Source organism: Deinococcus phoenicis (genome assembly GCF_000599865.1).
GTDB lineage: Bacteria > Deinococcota > Deinococci > Deinococcales > Deinococcaceae > Deinococcus > Deinococcus phoenicis.
Genome location: NZ_JHAC01000018.1, coordinates 20,817 through 38,056, shown reverse-complemented (window position 1 = coordinate 38,056; position 17,240 = coordinate 20,817). Strand labels below are relative to the sequence as shown.

Genomic DNA, 17,240 nt, shown 5'->3' with positions numbered 1-17,240 from the left:
GCGGAGAGTCAGCGAACGTTGGCCCTCCGCCGCCTTCTTTTGCGGGCCTTCCACCTTTGGGAGGACGACAGCCCCCCCGTGAGTGAAGCACTCTCGTGAGTATGTTGAGTGACGAGGAGATGCGGCGCATCGAGGAGGAGGAACTGGCCGCCGCCCGCGCCCTACAGGTGCAGCAGGAACGCGCCCGTCATCAACTGGCCCTGCACGCCTACCGCCAGGAGGTGCGCTCGGTCCTCCAGCCACCCAAAGCCCCGTGGTGGCGCCCGGGCCTCTGGCTGCTGCCGGTCCTGGTGGTCCTCGCGGGGGTGATTCTGCTGCGCCCCTCCCCCGCCGGGAGCGACGACGCGAGCGGAGGCATCACGGCGTCCGCGCTGATGGACCGCTGCCAGGCGGAAGTGGGCGCACAGCTCGGCCTGCCCGAATTGCGCTTCCCCAGCCCGCGTGAGGCGGCGGGGCAGATGAGCGCGAACGCCGACGGCAAACGCTGGGACGGCTGGGTCACGGCCCAGGACCGCACCCGCACCGACTTCAGTTGCCGCTTCACCGCCGCCGACAGCTCGGTGCAGGTGGAATTGCTTGAGGAGACCCCATGAACCGAGTCCTGACCCTGCTGGCCCTCTGCACGCTCGGCCTCGCCCATGCGGCGGCCCCCCGCAGCCTCCCCATTCCGCGCGAGAAGGTCCGCCTCACCTGCGCCGACACCTACTTCAAGTCCCCGCGCCAGAACTTTCTGCTGGCGGACGAAACGTACCCCCACTGCACGCTGCGGCTGCCGCTGGCCCTGCGTGAGCGCTGGCCGGGCGCGCGCACCTTCTATTTCATCCCGCGCGTGTCCGCCACGCTGTACGCGAAAGACAGCCGGGGCAAGGGCCGCTGGCTGCCCCTCTCGCCCCTGGTGAACCCCGGCGGCGATCCCCTGCACCGCGCCGCCGCCTCACAGAGCTACGAGGCGGCAGAACTCACCGGGCAATTCCCGAAACTGAGCGGCGTGGCCGGAGAGGACCGGCCCGACACCGTGAGCGTCGGCGGCAAATTGACCGTCTGTGTCGCCCCAGTGCTGGCGGGCGAGGCCCCCTGCGTGACCTACGACATCACGGCAAGGTACCGGGTCTACACCCGCTGAGTCGGCTGGCGGAGAGGCATGTAAACAGGCGCTTACACGCCTCTCCTCTTTTGCCGACCGCCAGCGGCTAGAGCATTTGTCCGAATTACGCCGGAGGAGGAAAAGCGCCTCCTCCGGCTCCATTCTCCCAAACGCTCTCCCTCTTTCACTCGCTTCGCTCGGTCAAAAAGAAGGTCTCTTTTTGACAAATGCTCTAGACTTGCTCTCAGTCGCCCCCGCAAGGGGCAGGACTCCGGACGAGAGCACCGCCGTACCCGGTCACGACAAGACGGCGCGGACACTGGAGGAGGTGTCACGCATGGCATGGATACTGCTCGTGATCGCGGGACTGCTGGAAGTCGGCTGGGCCATCGGCCTGAAATACACCGAGGGGTTCACCCGGCCCCTGCCCACCGTGCTGACCGTTGCCAGCATGATCGCCAGCATGGGCCTGCTGGGCCTGGCAACCAAAACGCTGCCCATCGGGACAGCCTACGGCGTGTGGGTGGGCATCGGCGCGGTCGGTGCGGCCATTTTAGGCATCGTGCTGTTCAGGGAACCCGCCACGCCTGCGCGCCTCGCCTTTCTCGCGATGATGGTCGTCGCCATTATCGGGCTGAAGGCGACGAGCGGGCACTGAGCACCACAGAACAGCAACCCAGACAACAGCCAAAGGGAGGGGAAGAAGGCCAGCGGACCTTCTCCCCTCTTCTCACTTCAGGACGGCGTCGGCCTCGACCACCTGCGCGCCCGCCGACTGGAAAGCCCGAAGCGCGTCCGCCGGGGCGCGGTCGGTGACCCACGCGGCAACGTCTCCCAGGCCCGCGAAGGTGGCGAAGCCCGCGTGCCCCCACTTGCTGTGGTCCGCGATCAGGAGGCTGCGGCGGGCGCGGCGCAGGATGGCCGCCTTCTGCTGCGCCTCCACCAGATTGCTGTTCGTCAGGCCGCGTTCGGGATCGATGCTGGTGCAGCCGACCAGAAAGGTGTCGTAGCTGTAGCGGTCCACCGTCGCCAGCGCGTCGGGACCGGTCAGGCTGTAGGTGGAGCCGTACACCTCGCCGCCGACCACGTACAGCGGGCACTCGCCGTTGAGTTCGTAGGCCACGTCGATGCCGTGGGTCACGACGCGCAACGTGCGGGTGAGGGCGGGCGTGCGGCGAAGCGCCTGCGCGACATGCAGCGCCGTGGTGCCCGCGTCCAGATACACCGTCTGCCCGGGCGTGAGCAGGGTCAGCGCGGCCTGGGCCAGCCGTTCCTTGCCGCCGCGTTCGAGTTGCTGGCGGTCGCGGTACTGCTGGTCCTGACTCGCCAGCGCCGCGCCCCCATGCAGCTTGCGGATCAGCCCCCGCCCCGCCAGCACGTCGAGGTCGCGCCGCACCGTGGCCCCACTCACGCCCAGGTGTGCGGTGATGGCCGTCGTGCGGACCGTCCCCTGGCGGGCCAGCAGGTCCAGGATGCGCGTCAGGCGTTCCTCTGCGAGCGGGGCAGTCATCTGAACGCATAGTAGCGCAGGCGCACACGAAGTTGCTCAAAAGTGCTCAGCAGCGTGGCCCGCGCCCTGGCGAAACGAGTGGTGCCGCTGGTGGCGAAGATTCCCTCATACACCGGGAGAACGCCGCTTTTCAGCAGAGTGCCCCGCCCCCTTGAACTCCCCCGGGGGGCAGAGTATGATCCGAAATGATCAAAATTAATCAGGATTCTTCAGAAGCAAGCAAGGTTCCGAAGCAGGGCGTCGCCCGCAGGTGGCACACGGGGAGGGCAGCAGAGGCATGATCGATCTTCCGCAGGGACTGATTCGGCTGGGGGCGCAGGCGGGCAGCAAGGCCGACGCCATCGCACAGGTCGCCGCGCTGCTGGTGCAGAACGGCAACGTCGCGCCAGGGTATGTGGACGGGATGCTGGCGCGTGAGGGGCAGGCCAATACTTATCTGGGCAGCGGCATCGCCATTCCGCACGGCACGCCCGAGACGCGCGACCTGATTCGCCAGACGGGCATTGCGGTCTTGCAGGTCCCCGGCGGCGTGCGTTGGGGCGTGGGGGGTGAACGGGTGCGCCTGGTGGTCGGCATCGCCGCCGCGAGCGACGAGCACCTGGATATCCTGCGCCGCCTGACCCGCGTGCTGGCCGATGACGCGCTGGTGGAAAAGCTCTCCACCACCACCGACCCCGCCGACGTGCAGGAGGCGCTGACCGGGGAGCGGCCCGCCGCAGCCACCACGCCCACCTCCGGCTCCGACCTGCCCTACACCGCACAGGTCATGCTGCCCAACCCCCTGGGGATGCACGCCCGACCCGCGACGGGGCTGGCGACGCTGGTGCGGTCGCGCGGCGGGCGGGTGCGCCTGAGCCGGGAGTCCGGCGAGAGCGCCGACGCCACCCGGCTGATGGAAGTGCTGAGCCTGGGCCTCACGCGCGGCACGCCCCTCACGGTGAGCGCGGACAGCCCTGAACTGCTCGCCGCCGTCACCGACGCGATTCGCTCCGGGCTGGGCGACGACCTCAGCGCCGCACCGGCCAGCACAGCCCCCGTCCGCCGTGAACCCGACTGGGTGCCCGACGGGGCCGGGGCGACGGTGGATGGAGTGGCCGCCGCCGACGGCCTGGTAGTGGGCGTGACGCGGCAGCACGCGCCCCGCCCGCTGGACGTGCGCGACGAACCCGGCGACCCCGCCCAGGAAGCCGCCCGGCTGGACAACGCCCTGGCCGCCGCCAACGCCGAACTGGACACCGTGATCTCGGACGTGGGCGCGAAGTTCGGCAGCCACAAGGCCGCCATCTTCCGCGCGCATCAGGAACTGCTGACCGATGAAGGGACCGTGCAGGACACCGTGGCCCGCATTCTGGACGGGCACGGCGTGGCCTGGGCCTACCGCGCGGCCACCGATGACCGCATCGCGCAGCTTCAGAAACTGGATGACCCAACGCTCGCCGCCCGCGCGGTGGACCTCAGCGACGTGCAGCGGCGGGTGCTGCGGCAGCTGCTGGGGATTCGCGAGGCGGACGTGCAGGCGGGCGGCCCGGTGATCCTGCTCGCGCCCGACCTCACGCCCAGCGACACCGCGCGGCTGGGGCCGGACACGCTGCTGGGCTTCGTGACCGCGCAGGGGGGGCCGACCAGTCACACGGCGATTATCGCGCGGGGGCTGGGGCTGCCGGCGGTGGTGGCCGCCGGGAATGGCGTGCTGGACATCCCCGACGGCACGCCCGCGATTCTGGACGGCTCGGCGGGGCGGCTGTACCTCAATCCCTCGGAGGCGGACGTGCAGTCGGCCCGCGAGCGGCAGGGCGTGCTGGAGCGGGAGCGCGAGGCCGCCCGCGCCGCCCGCTTCGAGCCGGGCGCGACCCGCGACGGGGCGAGGGTGGAGGTCGCCGCCAACATCAACCGCGCCGCCGACGCGCTGGCCGCGCTGGAAGCCGGGGCCGAGGGCGTGGGCCTGATGCGGACCGAGTTCCTCTTTCTGGAACGCGATTCGGTGCCCACCGAGGACGAGCAGGAACGCGAATACCGCGCGATGGCCGCCGCGCTGGAGGGCCGCCCGCTGATTATCCGCACGCTGGACATCGGCGGGGACAAGGAGGTGCCTTACCTGGGCCTGGCCCACGAGGACAATTCCTTCCTGGGACTGCGCGGCATCCGGCTGTGCTTCGAGCGCCCCGACCTCTTCCTGCCGCAACTGCGCGCGGTGGCCCGGGTGGCGAAGGATTACCCCAACGTCCACCTGATGTTCCCGATGATCTCCACGCTGGAGGACTTCCGCCGCGCCCGCGCGATCTTTGACGAGGTACGGGCCGAACTCGGCGCGCCGCGCGTGCCGCTGGGCGTGATGATCGAGGTGCCCTCGGCGGCCCTGATCGCGGAACAACTCGCGCCGGAGGTGGACTTCTTCAGCATCGGCACGAACGACCTGACCCAGTACACGCTGGCGATGGACCGCCTGCACCCGCAACTCGCCCGCCAGACGGACGCGATGCACCCCGCCGTCCTGCAACTGATCGCGCTGACGGTGCAGGCCGCCGACCGGCACGGCAAATGGGTCGGCGTGTGCGGCGGCGCGGCGGGCGACGACGTGGGCGCGCTGCTGCTGACGGGCCTGGGCGTGAAGGAACTGTCGGTCAGCACCCCGCAAATCGCGGGCGTGAAGGCGGCGCTCCGTCAGCGCACGCTGGGCGAACTCCAGGCGCTCGCCCGGGAAGCCCTGGCCCAGCCCAACGCCGAGGCCGTGCGCGCCCTGGTGCGCCCGCCGCAGCCGGAAGGGGCGACCGCGTGACCGCCGCTCCTTTCCGGGTGGCGACGCTCACGCTGAATCCGGCCCTGGACCTCACGGTGCGTGCCGACGGCTGGCGGCAGGGCGAGGTGAATGCCGGGCAATCCCTCCAGCTCGACGCGGGCGGCAAGGGCGTGAACGTGGCCTCCTTCCTCGCTGACTGGGGCCTGAGCGTGACGGCGACCGGGCTGCTGGGGAGCGAGAACCCCGAGCGGTTTGAGATGCTGTTCCGCGCGAAAGGCGTGCGCGACGAGTTCGTGCGCGTCCCCGGCGCGACCCGCGTGGGCGTCAAACTGGTGGACGGCGCGGCCCAGGAGACGACCGACATCAACCTGCCGGGCCTGGCCGCCACGCCGGAGGCGTTGCAGGACCTGGAGGCGCGGCTGGACCACCTCACCGCCGACCACGCCGCCTTCGTACTGGCGGGGAGCCTGCCGCCCGGCGTGGCCCCCGACTTCTACGCCCGCCTGACTGCCCGGCTGCGCGCGGCGGGCCGCTTCGTCGCGCTGGATACCAGCGGTGCGGCGCTGAATGCGGCCCTCGCGGCGGACGTGCTGCCCGACCTCGTCAAGCCGAACATTCACGAGCTGGAGGCGGCCCTGGGTCGCCCGCTGGGCGGGGAGGCCGAGGTGCTGAACGCGGCGCGCGAACTGCTGCGGCGCGGGGCCGGACTCGTCGCCGTGTCGCAGGGCGAACGCGGGGCGCTGCTGGTGACCGAACGGGAGGCGGTGCGCGCCCTTCCCCCCCGCGTGACCGTCAAAAGCACCGTCGGCGCGGGCGACGCGATGGTGGCGGGGCTGGTGGCGGCCCACGCGGACAGTCTGGGTCTGGCGGACGCGGCGCGGCGCGCGACGGCCTTCAGTCTGGGGGCGATTACCCGCCTGGGCGCACACCTGCCGCCGCGTGCGGAACTGGACGCTTTCGCCGCGCAGGTGCAGGTGGACGCGGCAGAGCGGGTGGAGACGGCATGAACTTCAAGGCTCAGGACCCGGCAACCCGGCTTCATTCCCCCTCCCAGGAGGCGCAGTCATGGCAAAGCTAGTCGCAGTCACGGCCTGTCCGACAGGCATCGCACACACGTTCATGGCCGCCGAGGCGCTGCGGCGGGCCGCCCAGGCCGCAGGCGACGACCTGCGGGTGGAAACGCAGGGCGGCGTCGGCGCGCAGGACACCCTGACGCCCGCAGAAATCGCGGCGGCGGACGCGGTCATTCTCGCCGCCGACGTGAAGGTGGACGAGGGGCGCTTCGCCGGGAAACGCATCGTGCGCGCAAGCATAGGGGAAGCGATTCGGAACGCGGCGGGACTGATCTCGCAGGCGGGGGGTTCGGGCACGGGGAGCACGGGAGCGGGCGGCACGGTCGCCACCACGACCACAGCAGGGACCGTCTCCCCTCCCCCGACCTCAACCCCCGGCACGGCGGGCCGTCCCCTGAGCATCGTGGGCATCACCTCCTGCCCGACCGGCATCGCGCATACCTTCATGGCCGCCGAGGGGCTGGAAAGTGGCGCGAAGGCGCTGGGCTACCGGGTGAAGGTGGAGACGCAGGGCAGCGTGGGCGCGGGCAACCCGCTCACCCCGCAGGACATCGCGGCGGCGGACGTGGTGATTATCGCGGCGGACACCAACGTGGACCTCTCGCGCTTTGCGGGCAAGCGGGTGTATCAGACCGGCACCAAACCCGCCATCAGTGGCGGGCAGGCCCTGGTGCAGCGCGCGCTGGCCGAGGCTCCCGTCTACGGCACGGCGGCGGGTCTGGCCGTCGCGGGCGCGGAGGGCGGCACCGATTTCGTCTCGCAGGCGAGCGCCGGGAAGGCCGCCAAGAACGCGGGGACGCCGGCCTTTTACAAGCACTTGATGACCGGCGTCTCGCACATGCTGCCCTTCGTGGTGGCGGGCGGGCTGCTGATCGCCATCGCCTTTGCCATCGGCTCTTTCCAGTTCGGTGACCAGGGCATCTTCATCTATGAGGACCGGTACGCGGGGACGCTGGGGAACACCCTCTTCCAGATCGGGTCGAAGGGCGCGTTCGGGCTGTTCGTGCCGGTGCTGGCGGGGTACATCGCCTTCTCGATCGCGGACCGGCCCGGCCTCGCCCCCGGCATGATCGGCGGCTTCCTGGCGGGGCTGACGGGCAGCGGCTTTCTGGGCGGCATCATCGCGGGGTTCCTGGCCGGGTACATCGTGCTGTGGCTGACGCGCTCGATCCGGCTGCCGCGCACGCTGGAGGGCCTCAAGCCCACGCTGATCCTGCCGCTGCTGGGCACGCTGGCCGTCGGCCTGCTGATGATGCTGGTCGTGGGTCGGCCCGTCGCGGCGGCGCTGACCGGGCTGACCGCCTGGCTCCAGGGCCTCGGCAACACCAGCGCGGGTCTGCTGGGCGCGCTGCTCGGCGCGATGATGGCCTTCGACATGGGCGGCCCCATCAACAAAGCCGCGTACACCTTCAGCACCGGCCTGCTGGGCGCGAAGGTCTACGGCCCGATTGCCGCCGTGATGGCCGCTGGCATGACGCCGCCGCTGGCCCTGTTCTTCGCCACCCTGTTCTTCAAGAACCGCTTCACCCACGACGAGCGCGAGGCCGGCAAGGCCGCCGGGGTGCTGGGCATCTCCTTCATCACGGAAGGCGCGATTCCCTTCGCCGCCCGCGACCCCCTGCGCGTGATTCCGGCGCTGATGGTCGGCTCGGCGGTCGCCGGAGCCATCAGCATGGCCGCCGGGTGCCTGCTGCGCGCCCCGCACGGCGGCATCTTCGTGCTGTTCATCCCCAACGCCGTGACCAACCTGCCCATGTATGTGGTCGCGCTGCTGGCCGGGACAGCCGTGAGCACGGTCATGCTGGGCATCCTGAAAAAACCCATCGTGGAGACGCCTGCCGCGACGAATACGCCGAGTGTGGCGAACGCGGCGACGGACTGAAGGGAGGTCGTGGGTTGTAGGACGTGGGCAGTGGGAAAAGCGGGAGGGCGGCTCCGTGACGGGGTGGCCCTCCTTTTCCGTTCCAGTCAAAGCCCCGCCCCCAGCACCTCCGCCGCCGCGCGCTCGCCGCTTTCCACCGCGCCGTCCATGTAGTTCATCCACACGCGGGCGGTTTCCGCTCCGGCCCAGTGCAGGCGGCCCACCGGGGCGCGCAGCGCCGGGCCGTACCCGGTCCAGGTGCCGGGGCCGAAGAGGGCACCGTAACAGCCGCCGCTGTAGGGTTCGGCGGCCCAGTCGCGTTCCACCGTTTCCAGCGGGTGCAGCGCCTGGGGACCGAACAGCCGGGCGAGGCTGGTGAGGGCGGCGTCCCGGCGTTCCGCCTCGCGGCTTTCCATCAGGGCGCGGGCGGCGTGGCCCTCGATGAACCCGAGCAACACGCCGGGCGTGCCCTGCGGCGGGCTGCTGTCAAAGGTGACGGTCACCGGCCCCGTGTCGCTGATCGCCATGCCGCTGAGGCCCGCCTCCCGCCAGAAGGGGCGCCCGTAGACGGCCAGAAACTTGACCACTGCCCCCATCGGCAGCCGTTGCTGAAGCTGCGCGCGGCGGGCGGGCAAGGGGGGGTCGAAAGGAACGCCCGCCAGCAGGGCCGGGGGCACAGCGAGGATGACGTGCGGGGCGTGGTGCGGGCCGTCCGGCGTGTGAAGGGTGACGCCCGCCCCGTCCTGTTCGACCCGCGTGACCGGGCTTTTGAGGCGCACGTCAGATAATCCGTCCGCCAGCCGTTGCGCGATGGCCTGCGCGCCGCCCAGCACGCGGTCTTGCAGGGCGTTGCCGCGTGTCAGGGTGTGCCCGTTGATGCCGCCCCCGTGCGCGGTGTAGGCCAGCGCGTGCAACAGGCTGAGTTCCGCCGCGTCCGCACTGAAGACTGCCCCGGCATACAGGCGCATCAGGGCGCGGGTCTGGGGGGTGTGGGCGTGGCGGGTGATCCAGGTGTCGAAGGTCTGGGCGTCCAGGGCAGCGGCGTCCGGGGCATCCCAGGGGGCCTCTTTCGGGAGACGGCGGGCCAGCGCCTCGAAGCGCCCCGAGAGCAGCGCGTAATCGGCCAGGACATGCGGCGGCAGTGGCGGAATCAACCCCCGATACCGCAGCGTGCGCCCCAGCAGGTGCGCCAGATTCTGCCCCGCGTCGTGGGTGGGAAAGACTTCCAGCCCCAGTTCGCGGATCAAGGCCATCACGTGCGGCTGGTTCGGCCCCACCCACTGCCCGCCCACGTCCACGCTGACACCTGTCACCGGGAGACGCAGGGTCTGGGTCCGCCCGCCGACCCGCTCCCGCGCCTCCAGCACCCGCACCCGCCGCCCCGCCTGCGTCAGCCTGCGCGCGGCGGTCAGGCCCGCGAGGCCGGCACCGACGACGATGACCTCTGGGGCCTGCGGGTGGGTTGTGATCATGGATCAGCGTACCGCGCCGGGGCGGCAAAGGCGTCCCCAAAAATTGAGGAGGTGGAGCAGGCTGGGCCTCTGCGCCCCACCGCTCCACCTCCGTCCGCCCCGTTCCTAGGGCGGCGCTCCGTTTCGTTGCCGCATGTCTCGGGCGTCCACTCCACTGCGCGCCGCCCTTTTTGCGCTTCTCGCTCCGCTCGGAAAGGTTGCCAAAAGGTGGCAACCTTTCTGCGCCCCGCCCTAGCTCTCGGTAAAGGCTCCCAGCGCCCGGAAGCGGGCGGCCCGTTGCGCCCGCAACTCGTCCCCGTCCAGCCCGGCGAGGTCCGCGAGGTTGCGGCTGACGGCCTCCCCCAATGCCTGGGCGGCGGCGTCCATGTCCAGATGCGCGCCGCCGGGCGGCTCGGGAATGACCTCCTCGACGATTCGCAGGTCCAGCAGGTCGGGGGCGGTGAGCTTCAGCGCCTCGGCAGCCTCGGGGGCCTTGCCCGCGTCCTTCCAGATGATGCTGGCGGCCCCCTCGGGCGAGATCACCGAGTACCAGGCGTTTTCCTGAATCAGCACCCGGTTGCCGACGCCGATGGCGAGTGCCCCGCCCGACCCGCCCTCACCGATCACGGCGCAGACGGCGGGCACCCGCAGGCGCACCATCCGCTGAATGCTCTCGGCAATCGCCCAGCCCTGGCCGCGTTCCTCGGCCTCGATGCCGGGGTACGCCCCCTGGGTGTCGATCAGGGCCACGACCGGCAGCCCGAAGCGGTCGGCTAGGTCCATCAGGCGCACGGCCTTGCGGTAGCCTTCGGGGTTGGCGCTGCCGAAACGGCGTTTGATCTTGCTCTTGGTGTCGCGGCCCTTTTGCTGGAGCAGCAGCATGACGGGTGTGCCCTGCCAGCGCGCCGGGCCACCGATCAGGGCGGGATCGTCGCCGTAGGCCCGGTCGCCGTGCAGCTCGGTGAAGTCGGTGCAGAGCCGCTCGACGTAATCGAGCGCGGTGGGCCGCCCCGGCGTGCGGGCCAGCTGGACCCGGTCCCAGCGCGACAGGTTGGCGCTTTTCTCGGCGCGCAGGCGCTGCACCTCGGCCCGCAGCGGCGTCAGGGCCGCGTCGAGGTTCTGTCCGGTTTCGCGGGCGGTGGTTTCCAGGTCGCGCACGCGGGCTTCCAGCTTGGTCAGCGTGTCGGCGGCGGTCACGCCCCCACCTCTTGCCGCGTCAGCACGCCCAGCAGGCGGGTCAGGTAGGCGCGGTGTTCGCGGCGGTCCACCACGTCGTCCACCATGCCGTGGTCCAGCAGAAACTCGGCCCGCTGGAAGCCTTCCGGGAGGTGCTGGCGGATGGTCTGCTGGATCACGCGCGGCCCGGCGAAGCCGATCAGGGCGCCCGGTTCGGCCAGGATCACGTCCGCGATGGTGGCAAAGGAGGCCGTCACGCCCCCGGTCGTCGGGTCGCTCAGGATGCTGATATAGGGCAGACCGCGTGCGGCGAGGCCCTCCAGCGCCACGGTGGTCTTCGCCATCTGCATCAGCGACAGGGCGCTTTCCTGCATCCTGGCCCCGCCGCTGGCCGCGACCAGCACGAAGGGCGTGCCTGCCCGGGCCGCGTGTTCAGCCGCGCGCGCGATTTCCTCGCCCACCACACTGCCCATGCTGCCGCCGCTGAAGGTGAAGTCCATCGCCGCAACCGTTACCGGGAGGCCCCCGATGGTGCCCGTCCCGGTCAGGACGGCGTCGGGGCGGCCCGTCTTGGCCTGCGCCCGCGCCAGCCGCGCCGGGTAGGGTTCGGTGTCCTGAAAGTTCAGTGGGTCGGTCGGGTGCACGCGGCCCGACTGTGGCCGGAAGGACCCCTCGTCCAGCAGCACGTCGAGGCGCTTCTGGGCGTCCAGGCGGAAGTGATGGCCGCACTTGGGACAAACGAAGCTGGCCGCTTCGAGGTCACGGTTATACAGCCCCTCCTTGCACTGGGGGCACTGGGTCCAGAGGTCCGGCAGGTCGGCCCCCGCCTGCTGCTGCGGGCGGCGTCTGCGGAAAAAACGGTCGAGCGCCATACGCTTCACTCCTTCAGGAAAGACACGCTTTCCCGCGCCATTCTAGACGGGCACGGCGCAGGCGACTGAACCGGGTGCAAGCCCGCAGGCGCACCGGCCCCTTGCCGGCGGGCGGAGGGGCCGGGGAGAAGGCAGGCAGGTCAGCCCAGGCGGCGCTTGAGGTAATCGTCGATCTGCGCGAGTTGCACGTTCACGTCGCGCTGAAGGGCGTCGAGGCGGGCATTCACGGTCGCCAGATCGGCGCTGGAGGGGGTGGCCGCGCCGTTTCCCAGCGTGTGGAAGCGCTCATCCAGGTACATCTGCAACTGCGCGAAGCGGCTGCTTTCCTGACTGTCGAGGTTGACCCGCAGCGCCTCCATGTCGCGGAGCAGCCGCGCGCTGTCGGCCTGGGCGCGCAGGCCCGCCACCCCGGCCCAGAAGTAGAAGATCAGCGCCAGCGCGAGGGCGGTCAGCAGCAGGATCAAGCCCAGCGGGACGCCCGTGTACGTCACGAAACCCAGGTTGAGCGTATGTCCGAACATCAGGGCGTGCCGGTTCAGCACCGCGAACAGCACGGCGAGCACCACGATGACGATCAGGACGACGGTCCGCATGTGCCGAGGGTAACACCTCCCCTTCGCTACACCAGCGAGGCCCGGTTGCGGGAACGTTTACGCAGCGGCCGGGCGGGAACCTCCGGGGCAGGCGGTCAGCCCGGGCATGCCCCGCCCCACCGGCAAGGCAAAAAGCCCCACCTTACCGGCAGGGCCTCCCCCTCGTCGCGCGCCGCCTTACGGGGTCTTCAGCGCGTAGCCGATCCCCCGCACCGTGCGGATAATCCCGTAGCCGTCGAGGTCGCGCAGCTTGGCGCGCATGTTCGCCATATGCACGTCCACGACGTTCGAGTTGCTGGGCAATTCGCCGTTCCAGACCTCGCGCTCGATTTCCTGGCGCGAGTACACCCGGCCCGGCTGGCGGGCCAGGAAGGTCAGCAGGTCGAATTCCTTGGGCGAGAGGCGCACCTCGTGGCCGTTGTAATGGCACAGCCGCTTTTGCGGATGGATTTCCAGCGCGCCGATGCTGATGACCTCGCCGTGCTGCTGGTGGCGGAGCTGCACCTTGACCCGGGCGACGAGTTCTTCCGGGTGGAAAGGTTTGGTCATGTAGTCGTCGGCCCCCGCTTCCAGCAAATTGACCTTGCGGTCCACGGCGTCCATCGCGGTCAGGATGATGATGGGCACGCTGCTGGTCTTGCGCAGGCGGCGGGCGATTTCCGCGCCGTCGAAGTCGGGCAGGCCGAGGTCGAGAATCACGAGGTCGGGCGTGTTCTCACGGGCGCTGGTGAGGCCCGTGACGCCGTCCGGCGCGGTCAGCACCCGGTACCCGGCCTGCTCCAGTTCGTACTGGACGACGCGGGTGATGTCCGGGTTGTCTTCGATCAAGAGAATGCGTTGGTCCATGGGGTCTGCCTTTGTCTCCCGGCGTGAGCCTGTTTCCGGTCATGGTAGGGGCCGGGATGGGCGGGGCGGGTGACTGAGGCGGTTTATGCACTCTTAACGCCCCGTCAGCTTCCCCCGGGCACCTGCACCGAATCCACCTGCACGCCGTGGCGCAGAAGCAGGGTCTTGAGCCGCTGCATCGCCTGCACCGCCCGGGTGCGGTCCTGCGGCCAGAACACCAGCGTCAGGCGCGCGGGCCGGCCGGGGCGCGGTTCCTGGGCCTGCACCTGGAGGGGCCGGGCAAAGGCCGCGTCGCCCAGCACGTCGCGCAGGATGCGGGTAAAGGTCAGTTCGTCCACGCCGTCGAGCGTGAAGGCGATGCCCTGCGGCGCGGGGGAGGTCATGCGCGCAGGGTAGCGGAGGCGCGGGCGGCAAAGCTGTGGGCGGCACCCCGAGCCGCAACACACCGGAGAACCTTACGCCCGGAACCCTTGCGCCCGGGGCCGCCCCGCCTAGAATGCCCCCATGACCACGCCCGACGAGCCGAGTTTCGAGCGCCTGAACGGCGCGGACCTGTACTTCGAGGTCACGGGGCCAGAGGACCTGGGCACAGAGGCCGCCCCGGAACCGCCCCTGGTCTTTTTGCACGGCGGTCCCGGCTACAACAGCTACTCGTTCCGGGAACTGTTCGGCGAGCGGCTCGCGGGGCGCCGGGTGGTGTACCTCGACCAGCGCGGCTCGGGGCGCAGCGGCCCGCTGGAAGACACCGAGCAGGGCGCGGACACCCTCGACCTCGACACCCTGGTCGCCGACCTGGAGGCCCTGCGCGCGTATCTGGGTGCGGAGCGGATCGTGCCGCTGGGGCACGGCTTCGGCGCGCTGGTCGCGCTGGAATACGCGCGGCGGCACCCTGACCGCACCGCCCGCGTGATCGTGGTGAATCCCTGGGTGCAGTTCCCCGAACTCGCCCTGACGCTGCTGCGCGAGGCCAGCGCCCTGCGCGGCGTGCCCCTGGAGGACCCCGCCGACGCCGTGCGCGCCCGCACCCCCGAGGGCCAGCATCCCCCGGTCGGGGAGGCCCGCATCGAGGCCGCCTTCGGCCTGCTGAATGCCCGCGACCTGCTGAACGCCCTGCAATTCCGTGACGCGCCCAGCCGGATGCGCCTGGAGTTCACCGACACCGAGGGGCAACTGGCGGGCGGCGGCGAGGTGCAAGAAGCGCTCGTCCACCAGGGCCTCTGGGAGTTCGAGTACCCGCCCTTTCTCCAGGAGTTGCGCCGGCCCCTCTTCGTGATCGCGGGGGTCCATGACCGCACCAGTTACCCCGAACAGGTCGAGTGGCTGGTGGACCTCGGCGGCGCGGACCTGACCGTGCTGGACGCCGGCCACTACCCCTGGCTCGACGACGAGGACGCCTTCGCGGAGGCGCTGGAGGAGGCGCTGACGCGCTGACCCCGCCGCCGCTCCTCCCGCTCTTTCCGCTCTCTCACAGGTCGGCGGCTATACTCGGCCCATCCATATGAAAGGCGTGATCCTCGCTGCCGGTCGTGGCAGCCGTCTCCTTCCGGTCAGTGCCGGCCGGCCCAAACCCGCCGTGCCCATCGCGGGCGTGCCGATCATCGCGCGGGCGGTGCGGGCGCTGCGGGCCGCCGGCGCCGGGGAGGTCGCGGTGGTCACCAGCCCCGCCAGCGAGGCCGCCCTGCGCGCCGCCACCCGGGGCGAGGGGCCGCTGACCTTCCTGCGGCAGGAGGAACCGCGCGGCACCGGACACGCGGTCCTGGCGGCGCGCGCCTTTCTGGAAGGCGGCCCGGGTCTGCTGTACCTGGGCGACAACCTGTTCGCGGACTCCCTGCGGCCCCTGGTGGACGCGCTGGACGGGGCCGACGCCGCCCTGGGCGTCAAGCGCGTGCCCGACCCCAGCGCCTACGGGGTGGCGGTCGTGCAGGAAGGCTGGCTGACCCGCCTCGACGAGAAGCCGCGCCGCCCGCAAAGCGACCTGGCGGCCTGCGGCGTGTTCGCCTTTCACCCGCACGTGCTGGAGGAGGTGGCGCAGCTGGAACCCAGCGTGCGCGGCGAGATCGAGTTTCCCCAGGCGCTGCTGCGGGTGGTCGCGGCGGGCGGGCGGGTGCGGGCGGTGCCCTTCGCGGGGTTCTGGAGCGACGCGGGCACCCCCGCCGACCTGCTGACCGCCAGCGCGCATTTTCTGGCGGGCCTGCCTTCCCGGGTGGACGGCGACGTGCGGGAGAGCCACCTCAGCGGCCCGGTCGTGGTGGAGGCGGGCGCGACGGTGCAGGACTGCACGTTGACCGGCCCCGTGCTGGTTGGTGCGGGGGCCAGCGTGCGCGGCAGCACCCTCGGGCCGAACGTCAGCATCGGGCCGCACGCGCAGGTCGAGGGCGCGGTCCTGTCCGACACCCTGATCGACGAACACGCGGCGGTGTGCCGGCCCACCCGGCCCCTGCGGCGCGCCGTCATCGGCCGGTATGCCACCGTTGCCGCACCGACCGACCTGGGTTTGCAGATCGTGGTGGGGGATCACAGCGTCCTGCGGGTCTAGGGACACACATCACCTGCCCCCACCCCTGCCGTACCCTGGGGCATGACCCAACAACCCGACCGGCCACCGGAGCCTCAGGACGAGGCGCGCGGCGAAGTCGTGATCAGCGGCCTGGACACCGGCCCCAGCCGGGAAGAACGGGAGAACATCACGCCGACGGACGAACACGCCCGCCTCACGCCCATGCTGCCCCACAAGGAACCGACGGACGAGGACGGCTGAACGCCCCGGGGCAGAGGCCCGCAGGTCATTCCGTTGCCGCTCCCCCGGGGAGGCCCGCCAGGGGAGCGGCGCGCCGCCTCTCCGCCCGCAGCGCCGCCGTCCAGCCCAGGGCCAGCAGCGCTAGGATGAGGCCCAGGCCCAGCATCAGCGTGGGGGTGCCCGGGGGCCGGGCGGCCAGCGCCGCGCCCAGGCTCAGGCCGACGGCATTCACACCCATCAGCGCCCCGACCACCCGGCCGCGCAGACCGTCCGGCACGAGCTGCTGCGAGCGGGTGGTGGCGGCGACCTCCAGCAGCCCCAGGCCCAGCCCGAAGACCGCCGCCGCGCCCCACCAGACCGGGACGGGCGTGAACACGAAGCCCAGCGTGCCCAGCACCAGCACCCAGCGGCCCGCGCCGATCAGAACGTCGAGGCTCCAGCGCCCGGCCAGGGGCGTGACCAGCGCGATCCCGGCCAGCACCCCGCCCGAGATCAGCATCTCGAAGATGGCGTAGTCGGGTGCGCCCCTGCCAAAGGCCGTCAGGTGCAGCGGCGCGCGCACGTTCATCACGTTCATGGCGAGATTCAGCGCAAAGCTCATGCCCAGCAGGGCCAGCAGCAGCGGCGAGCGGCGAATCACGCCCAGCCCTTCCCGGAAGTCGGCGAGGGGCTGAACGCGTCCACCGCCCCCGGCCCCGGGCAGGGTCGGCAGCGCCAGCGCGGCGAGGGCTAGGCCCAGAATCAGCGGCGCACTGACCAGCAGCGTGCCGCCCGCGCCGAATAGGTGGATCAGCAGGCCGCCCAGGCCGTACCCCAGCAGGGGTGCCCCCATCAGTGCGCCGCTGTTCAGGCTGTTCGCGCGGGCCAGCAGGTGCGGGGCGACCAGGCGCGGCACCAGGGCGCTCCCGGTCGCGTAGGCCAGCGTGGAAAGCAGCCCGTTCAGAAAGGCCAGGACCAGCAGCGCCGCCAGCGGCAGCAGGCCCGCCCCGACCAGCAGGCCCGCCGCCGCGACGGCCAGCGCCCGCACCCCCGTGCTGAGGGCCAGCAGGCCGCGCGGGGCCAGCCGGTCCGCCAGGCCGCCCAGCAGCGGCGCGAGAAACCGGGGCAGGCTGCCCGCCAGCACCACCAGGCCGACCGCTCCGGCTCCCCCGCCCGGCGGCGTGGCGAGGGCCAGGAAGGGCAGGGCGACCGAGACGGTGGCGTCTCCCAGTGCGGTGAGGGTCACGCCCGCCCCATACGTCCAGAAGGCGCGGGGCAGGCCGGGAGAGGCAGTGGGGCTGGTCATGCCCCCAGCGTCCGG

Annotated in this window: 17 protein-coding genes and 1 riboswitch; of the genes, 9 read left to right on the top strand and 8 right to left on the bottom strand. The window is 71.3% G+C overall.

Going from position 1 to position 17,240, the window contains the following annotated elements; translation table 11 throughout:
- Positions 1-101 precede the first annotated feature (101 nt).
- The 3 genes from DEIPH_RS06260 (at position 102) to sugE (ending at position 1,742) form a co-directional block, all read left to right on the top strand.
- The gene (locus tag DEIPH_RS06260) at positions 102-593 is read left to right on the top strand and encodes a hypothetical protein (protein ID WP_034355559.1); all 492 of its coding nucleotides are present in this window, start codon (positions 102-104) and stop codon (positions 591-593) included.
- On the top strand, positions 590-1,123 hold the full coding sequence (locus DEIPH_RS06255) for a hypothetical protein (RefSeq protein WP_034355556.1): 534 nt from the start codon (positions 590-592) through the stop codon (positions 1,121-1,123). The genes DEIPH_RS06260 and DEIPH_RS06255 overlap by 4 nt, the downstream gene beginning before the upstream one ends.
- A 206-nt stretch (positions 1,124-1,329) precedes the next feature.
- Positions 1,330-1,401, top strand: a riboswitch (guanidine-III (ykkC-III) riboswitch).
- Between the two features lie 20 nt (positions 1,402-1,421).
- Positions 1,422-1,742, top strand: a complete 321-nt coding sequence (gene sugE / locus DEIPH_RS20390) for a quaternary ammonium compound efflux SMR transporter SugE (protein WP_034355553.1) — start codon at positions 1,422-1,424, stop codon at positions 1,740-1,742.
- A gap of 72 nt (positions 1,743-1,814) precedes the next feature.
- On the opposite strand, the gene DEIPH_RS06245 is transcribed toward sugE, so the two are convergent.
- Positions 1,815-2,594: a DeoR/GlpR family DNA-binding transcription regulator gene (locus tag DEIPH_RS06245; RefSeq protein WP_034355551.1), complete on the bottom strand. Its 780-nt coding sequence runs from the start codon at positions 2,592-2,594 to the stop codon at positions 1,815-1,817.
- A gap of 277 nt (positions 2,595-2,871) precedes the next feature.
- Between DEIPH_RS06245 and ptsP the strand changes: the two genes are divergently transcribed.
- From ptsP to DEIPH_RS06230, 3 genes are read left to right on the top strand one after another with little or no spacing between them, the layout of a single operon-like run.
- Complete coding sequence (gene ptsP, locus DEIPH_RS06240; protein WP_034355549.1) at positions 2,872-5,370, top strand: phosphoenolpyruvate--protein phosphotransferase; 2,499 nt, start codon at positions 2,872-2,874, stop codon at positions 5,368-5,370.
- Complete coding sequence (pfkB, locus tag DEIPH_RS06235) at positions 5,367-6,338, top strand: 1-phosphofructokinase (protein ID WP_081790816.1); 972 nt, start codon at positions 5,367-5,369, stop codon at positions 6,336-6,338. The genes ptsP and pfkB overlap by 4 nt, the downstream gene beginning before the upstream one ends.
- A gap of 58 nt (positions 6,339-6,396) precedes the next feature.
- Positions 6,397-8,286, top strand: coding sequence for a PTS fructose-like transporter subunit IIB (locus DEIPH_RS06230; RefSeq protein ID WP_034355546.1), 1,890 nt, complete (start codon positions 6,397-6,399; stop codon positions 8,284-8,286).
- Between the two features lie 86 nt (positions 8,287-8,372).
- On the opposite strand, the gene DEIPH_RS06225 is transcribed toward DEIPH_RS06230, so the two are convergent.
- From DEIPH_RS06225 to DEIPH_RS06200, 6 genes are all read right to left on the bottom strand, one after another.
- Complete coding sequence (locus DEIPH_RS06225; RefSeq protein ID WP_034355542.1) at positions 8,373-9,737, bottom strand: flavin monoamine oxidase family protein; 1,365 nt, start codon at positions 9,735-9,737, stop codon at positions 8,373-8,375.
- Between the two features lie 231 nt (positions 9,738-9,968).
- Positions 9,969-10,913 carry an acetyl-CoA carboxylase carboxyltransferase subunit alpha gene (locus DEIPH_RS06220; protein ID WP_034355539.1) on the bottom strand — a complete coding sequence of 315 codons (945 nt, stop codon included), beginning with the start codon at positions 10,911-10,913 and terminating at the stop codon, positions 9,969-9,971.
- Entirely contained in the window at positions 10,910-11,764 is an 855-nt protein-coding gene (gene accD / locus DEIPH_RS06215; protein WP_034355536.1) for an acetyl-CoA carboxylase, carboxyltransferase subunit beta, read from the bottom strand. Before accD ends, DEIPH_RS06220 begins: the two co-directional genes overlap by 4 nt.
- 140 nt (positions 11,765-11,904) lie before the next feature.
- Entirely contained in the window at positions 11,905-12,357 is a 453-nt protein-coding gene (locus DEIPH_RS06210; RefSeq protein ID WP_034355534.1) for a hypothetical protein, read from the bottom strand.
- A gap of 177 nt (positions 12,358-12,534) precedes the next feature.
- Complete coding sequence (locus DEIPH_RS06205) at positions 12,535-13,203, bottom strand: response regulator transcription factor (protein ID WP_034355531.1); 669 nt, start codon at positions 13,201-13,203, stop codon at positions 12,535-12,537.
- Positions 13,204-13,307: 104 nt separating this feature from the next.
- Positions 13,308-13,586: a hypothetical protein gene (locus DEIPH_RS06200; RefSeq protein ID WP_034355529.1), complete on the bottom strand. Its 279-nt coding sequence runs from the start codon at positions 13,584-13,586 to the stop codon at positions 13,308-13,310.
- A gap of 121 nt (positions 13,587-13,707) precedes the next feature.
- Between DEIPH_RS06200 and DEIPH_RS06195 the strand changes: the two genes are divergently transcribed.
- From DEIPH_RS06195 to DEIPH_RS06185, 3 genes are all read left to right on the top strand, one after another.
- Positions 13,708-14,634: an alpha/beta fold hydrolase gene (locus DEIPH_RS06195; protein ID WP_034355526.1), complete on the top strand. Its 927-nt coding sequence runs from the start codon at positions 13,708-13,710 to the stop codon at positions 14,632-14,634.
- A 67-nt stretch (positions 14,635-14,701) separates the two neighbouring features.
- On the top strand, positions 14,702-15,739 hold the full coding sequence (locus tag DEIPH_RS06190; RefSeq protein WP_034355523.1) for a sugar phosphate nucleotidyltransferase: 1,038 nt from the start codon (positions 14,702-14,704) through the stop codon (positions 15,737-15,739).
- 42 nt (positions 15,740-15,781) lie between these two features.
- Entirely contained in the window at positions 15,782-15,961 is a 180-nt protein-coding gene (locus DEIPH_RS06185) for a hypothetical protein (RefSeq protein ID WP_034355520.1), read from the top strand.
- A 25-nt stretch (positions 15,962-15,986) separates the two neighbouring features.
- Here DEIPH_RS06185 and DEIPH_RS06180 read toward each other — a convergent pair whose 3' ends face one another.
- Positions 15,987-17,225 carry an MFS transporter gene (locus DEIPH_RS06180; protein ID WP_034355519.1) on the bottom strand — a complete coding sequence of 413 codons (1,239 nt, stop codon included), beginning with the start codon at positions 17,223-17,225 and terminating at the stop codon, positions 15,987-15,989.
- Positions 17,226-17,240 lie beyond the last annotated feature (15 nt).

Excerpts from the sequence above, each read along its gene's own strand:
- DEIPH_RS06205 (WP_034355531.1), bottom strand. The coding sequence starts at position 13,203 with ATGGACCAACGCATTCTCTTGATCGAAGACAACCCGGACATCACCCGC.
- DEIPH_RS06230 (WP_034355546.1), top strand. The coding sequence starts at position 6,397 with ATGGCAAAGCTAGTCGCAGTCACGGCCTGTCCGACAGGCATCGCACAC.
- DEIPH_RS06190 (WP_034355523.1), top strand. The coding sequence starts at position 14,702 with ATGAAAGGCGTGATCCTCGCTGCCGGTCGTGGCAGCCGTCTCCTTCCG.
- DEIPH_RS06225 (WP_034355542.1), bottom strand. The coding sequence starts at position 9,737 with ATGATCACAACCCACCCGCAGGCCCCAGAGGTCATCGTCGTCGGTGCC.
- DEIPH_RS06260 (WP_034355559.1), top strand. The coding sequence starts at position 102 with ATGTTGAGTGACGAGGAGATGCGGCGCATCGAGGAGGAGGAACTGGCC.
- DEIPH_RS06255 (WP_034355556.1), top strand. The coding sequence starts at position 590 with ATGAACCGAGTCCTGACCCTGCTGGCCCTCTGCACGCTCGGCCTCGCC.
- DEIPH_RS06195 (WP_034355526.1), top strand. The coding sequence starts at position 13,708 with ATGACCACGCCCGACGAGCCGAGTTTCGAGCGCCTGAACGGCGCGGAC.
- DEIPH_RS06200 (WP_034355529.1), bottom strand. The coding sequence starts at position 13,586 with ATGACCTCCCCCGCGCCGCAGGGCATCGCCTTCACGCTCGACGGCGTG.
- DEIPH_RS06180 (WP_034355519.1), bottom strand. The coding sequence starts at position 17,225 with ATGACCAGCCCCACTGCCTCTCCCGGCCTGCCCCGCGCCTTCTGGACG.
- DEIPH_RS06245 (WP_034355551.1), bottom strand. The coding sequence starts at position 2,594 with ATGACTGCCCCGCTCGCAGAGGAACGCCTGACGCGCATCCTGGACCTG.
- sugE (WP_034355553.1), top strand. The coding sequence starts at position 1,422 with ATGGCATGGATACTGCTCGTGATCGCGGGACTGCTGGAAGTCGGCTGG.
- accD (WP_034355536.1), bottom strand. The coding sequence starts at position 11,764 with ATGGCGCTCGACCGTTTTTTCCGCAGACGCCGCCCGCAGCAGCAGGCG.
- ptsP (WP_034355549.1), top strand. The coding sequence starts at position 2,872 with ATGATCGATCTTCCGCAGGGACTGATTCGGCTGGGGGCGCAGGCGGGC.
- DEIPH_RS06185 (WP_034355520.1), top strand. The coding sequence starts at position 15,782 with ATGACCCAACAACCCGACCGGCCACCGGAGCCTCAGGACGAGGCGCGC.
- DEIPH_RS06210 (WP_034355534.1), bottom strand. The coding sequence starts at position 12,357 with ATGCGGACCGTCGTCCTGATCGTCATCGTGGTGCTCGCCGTGCTGTTC.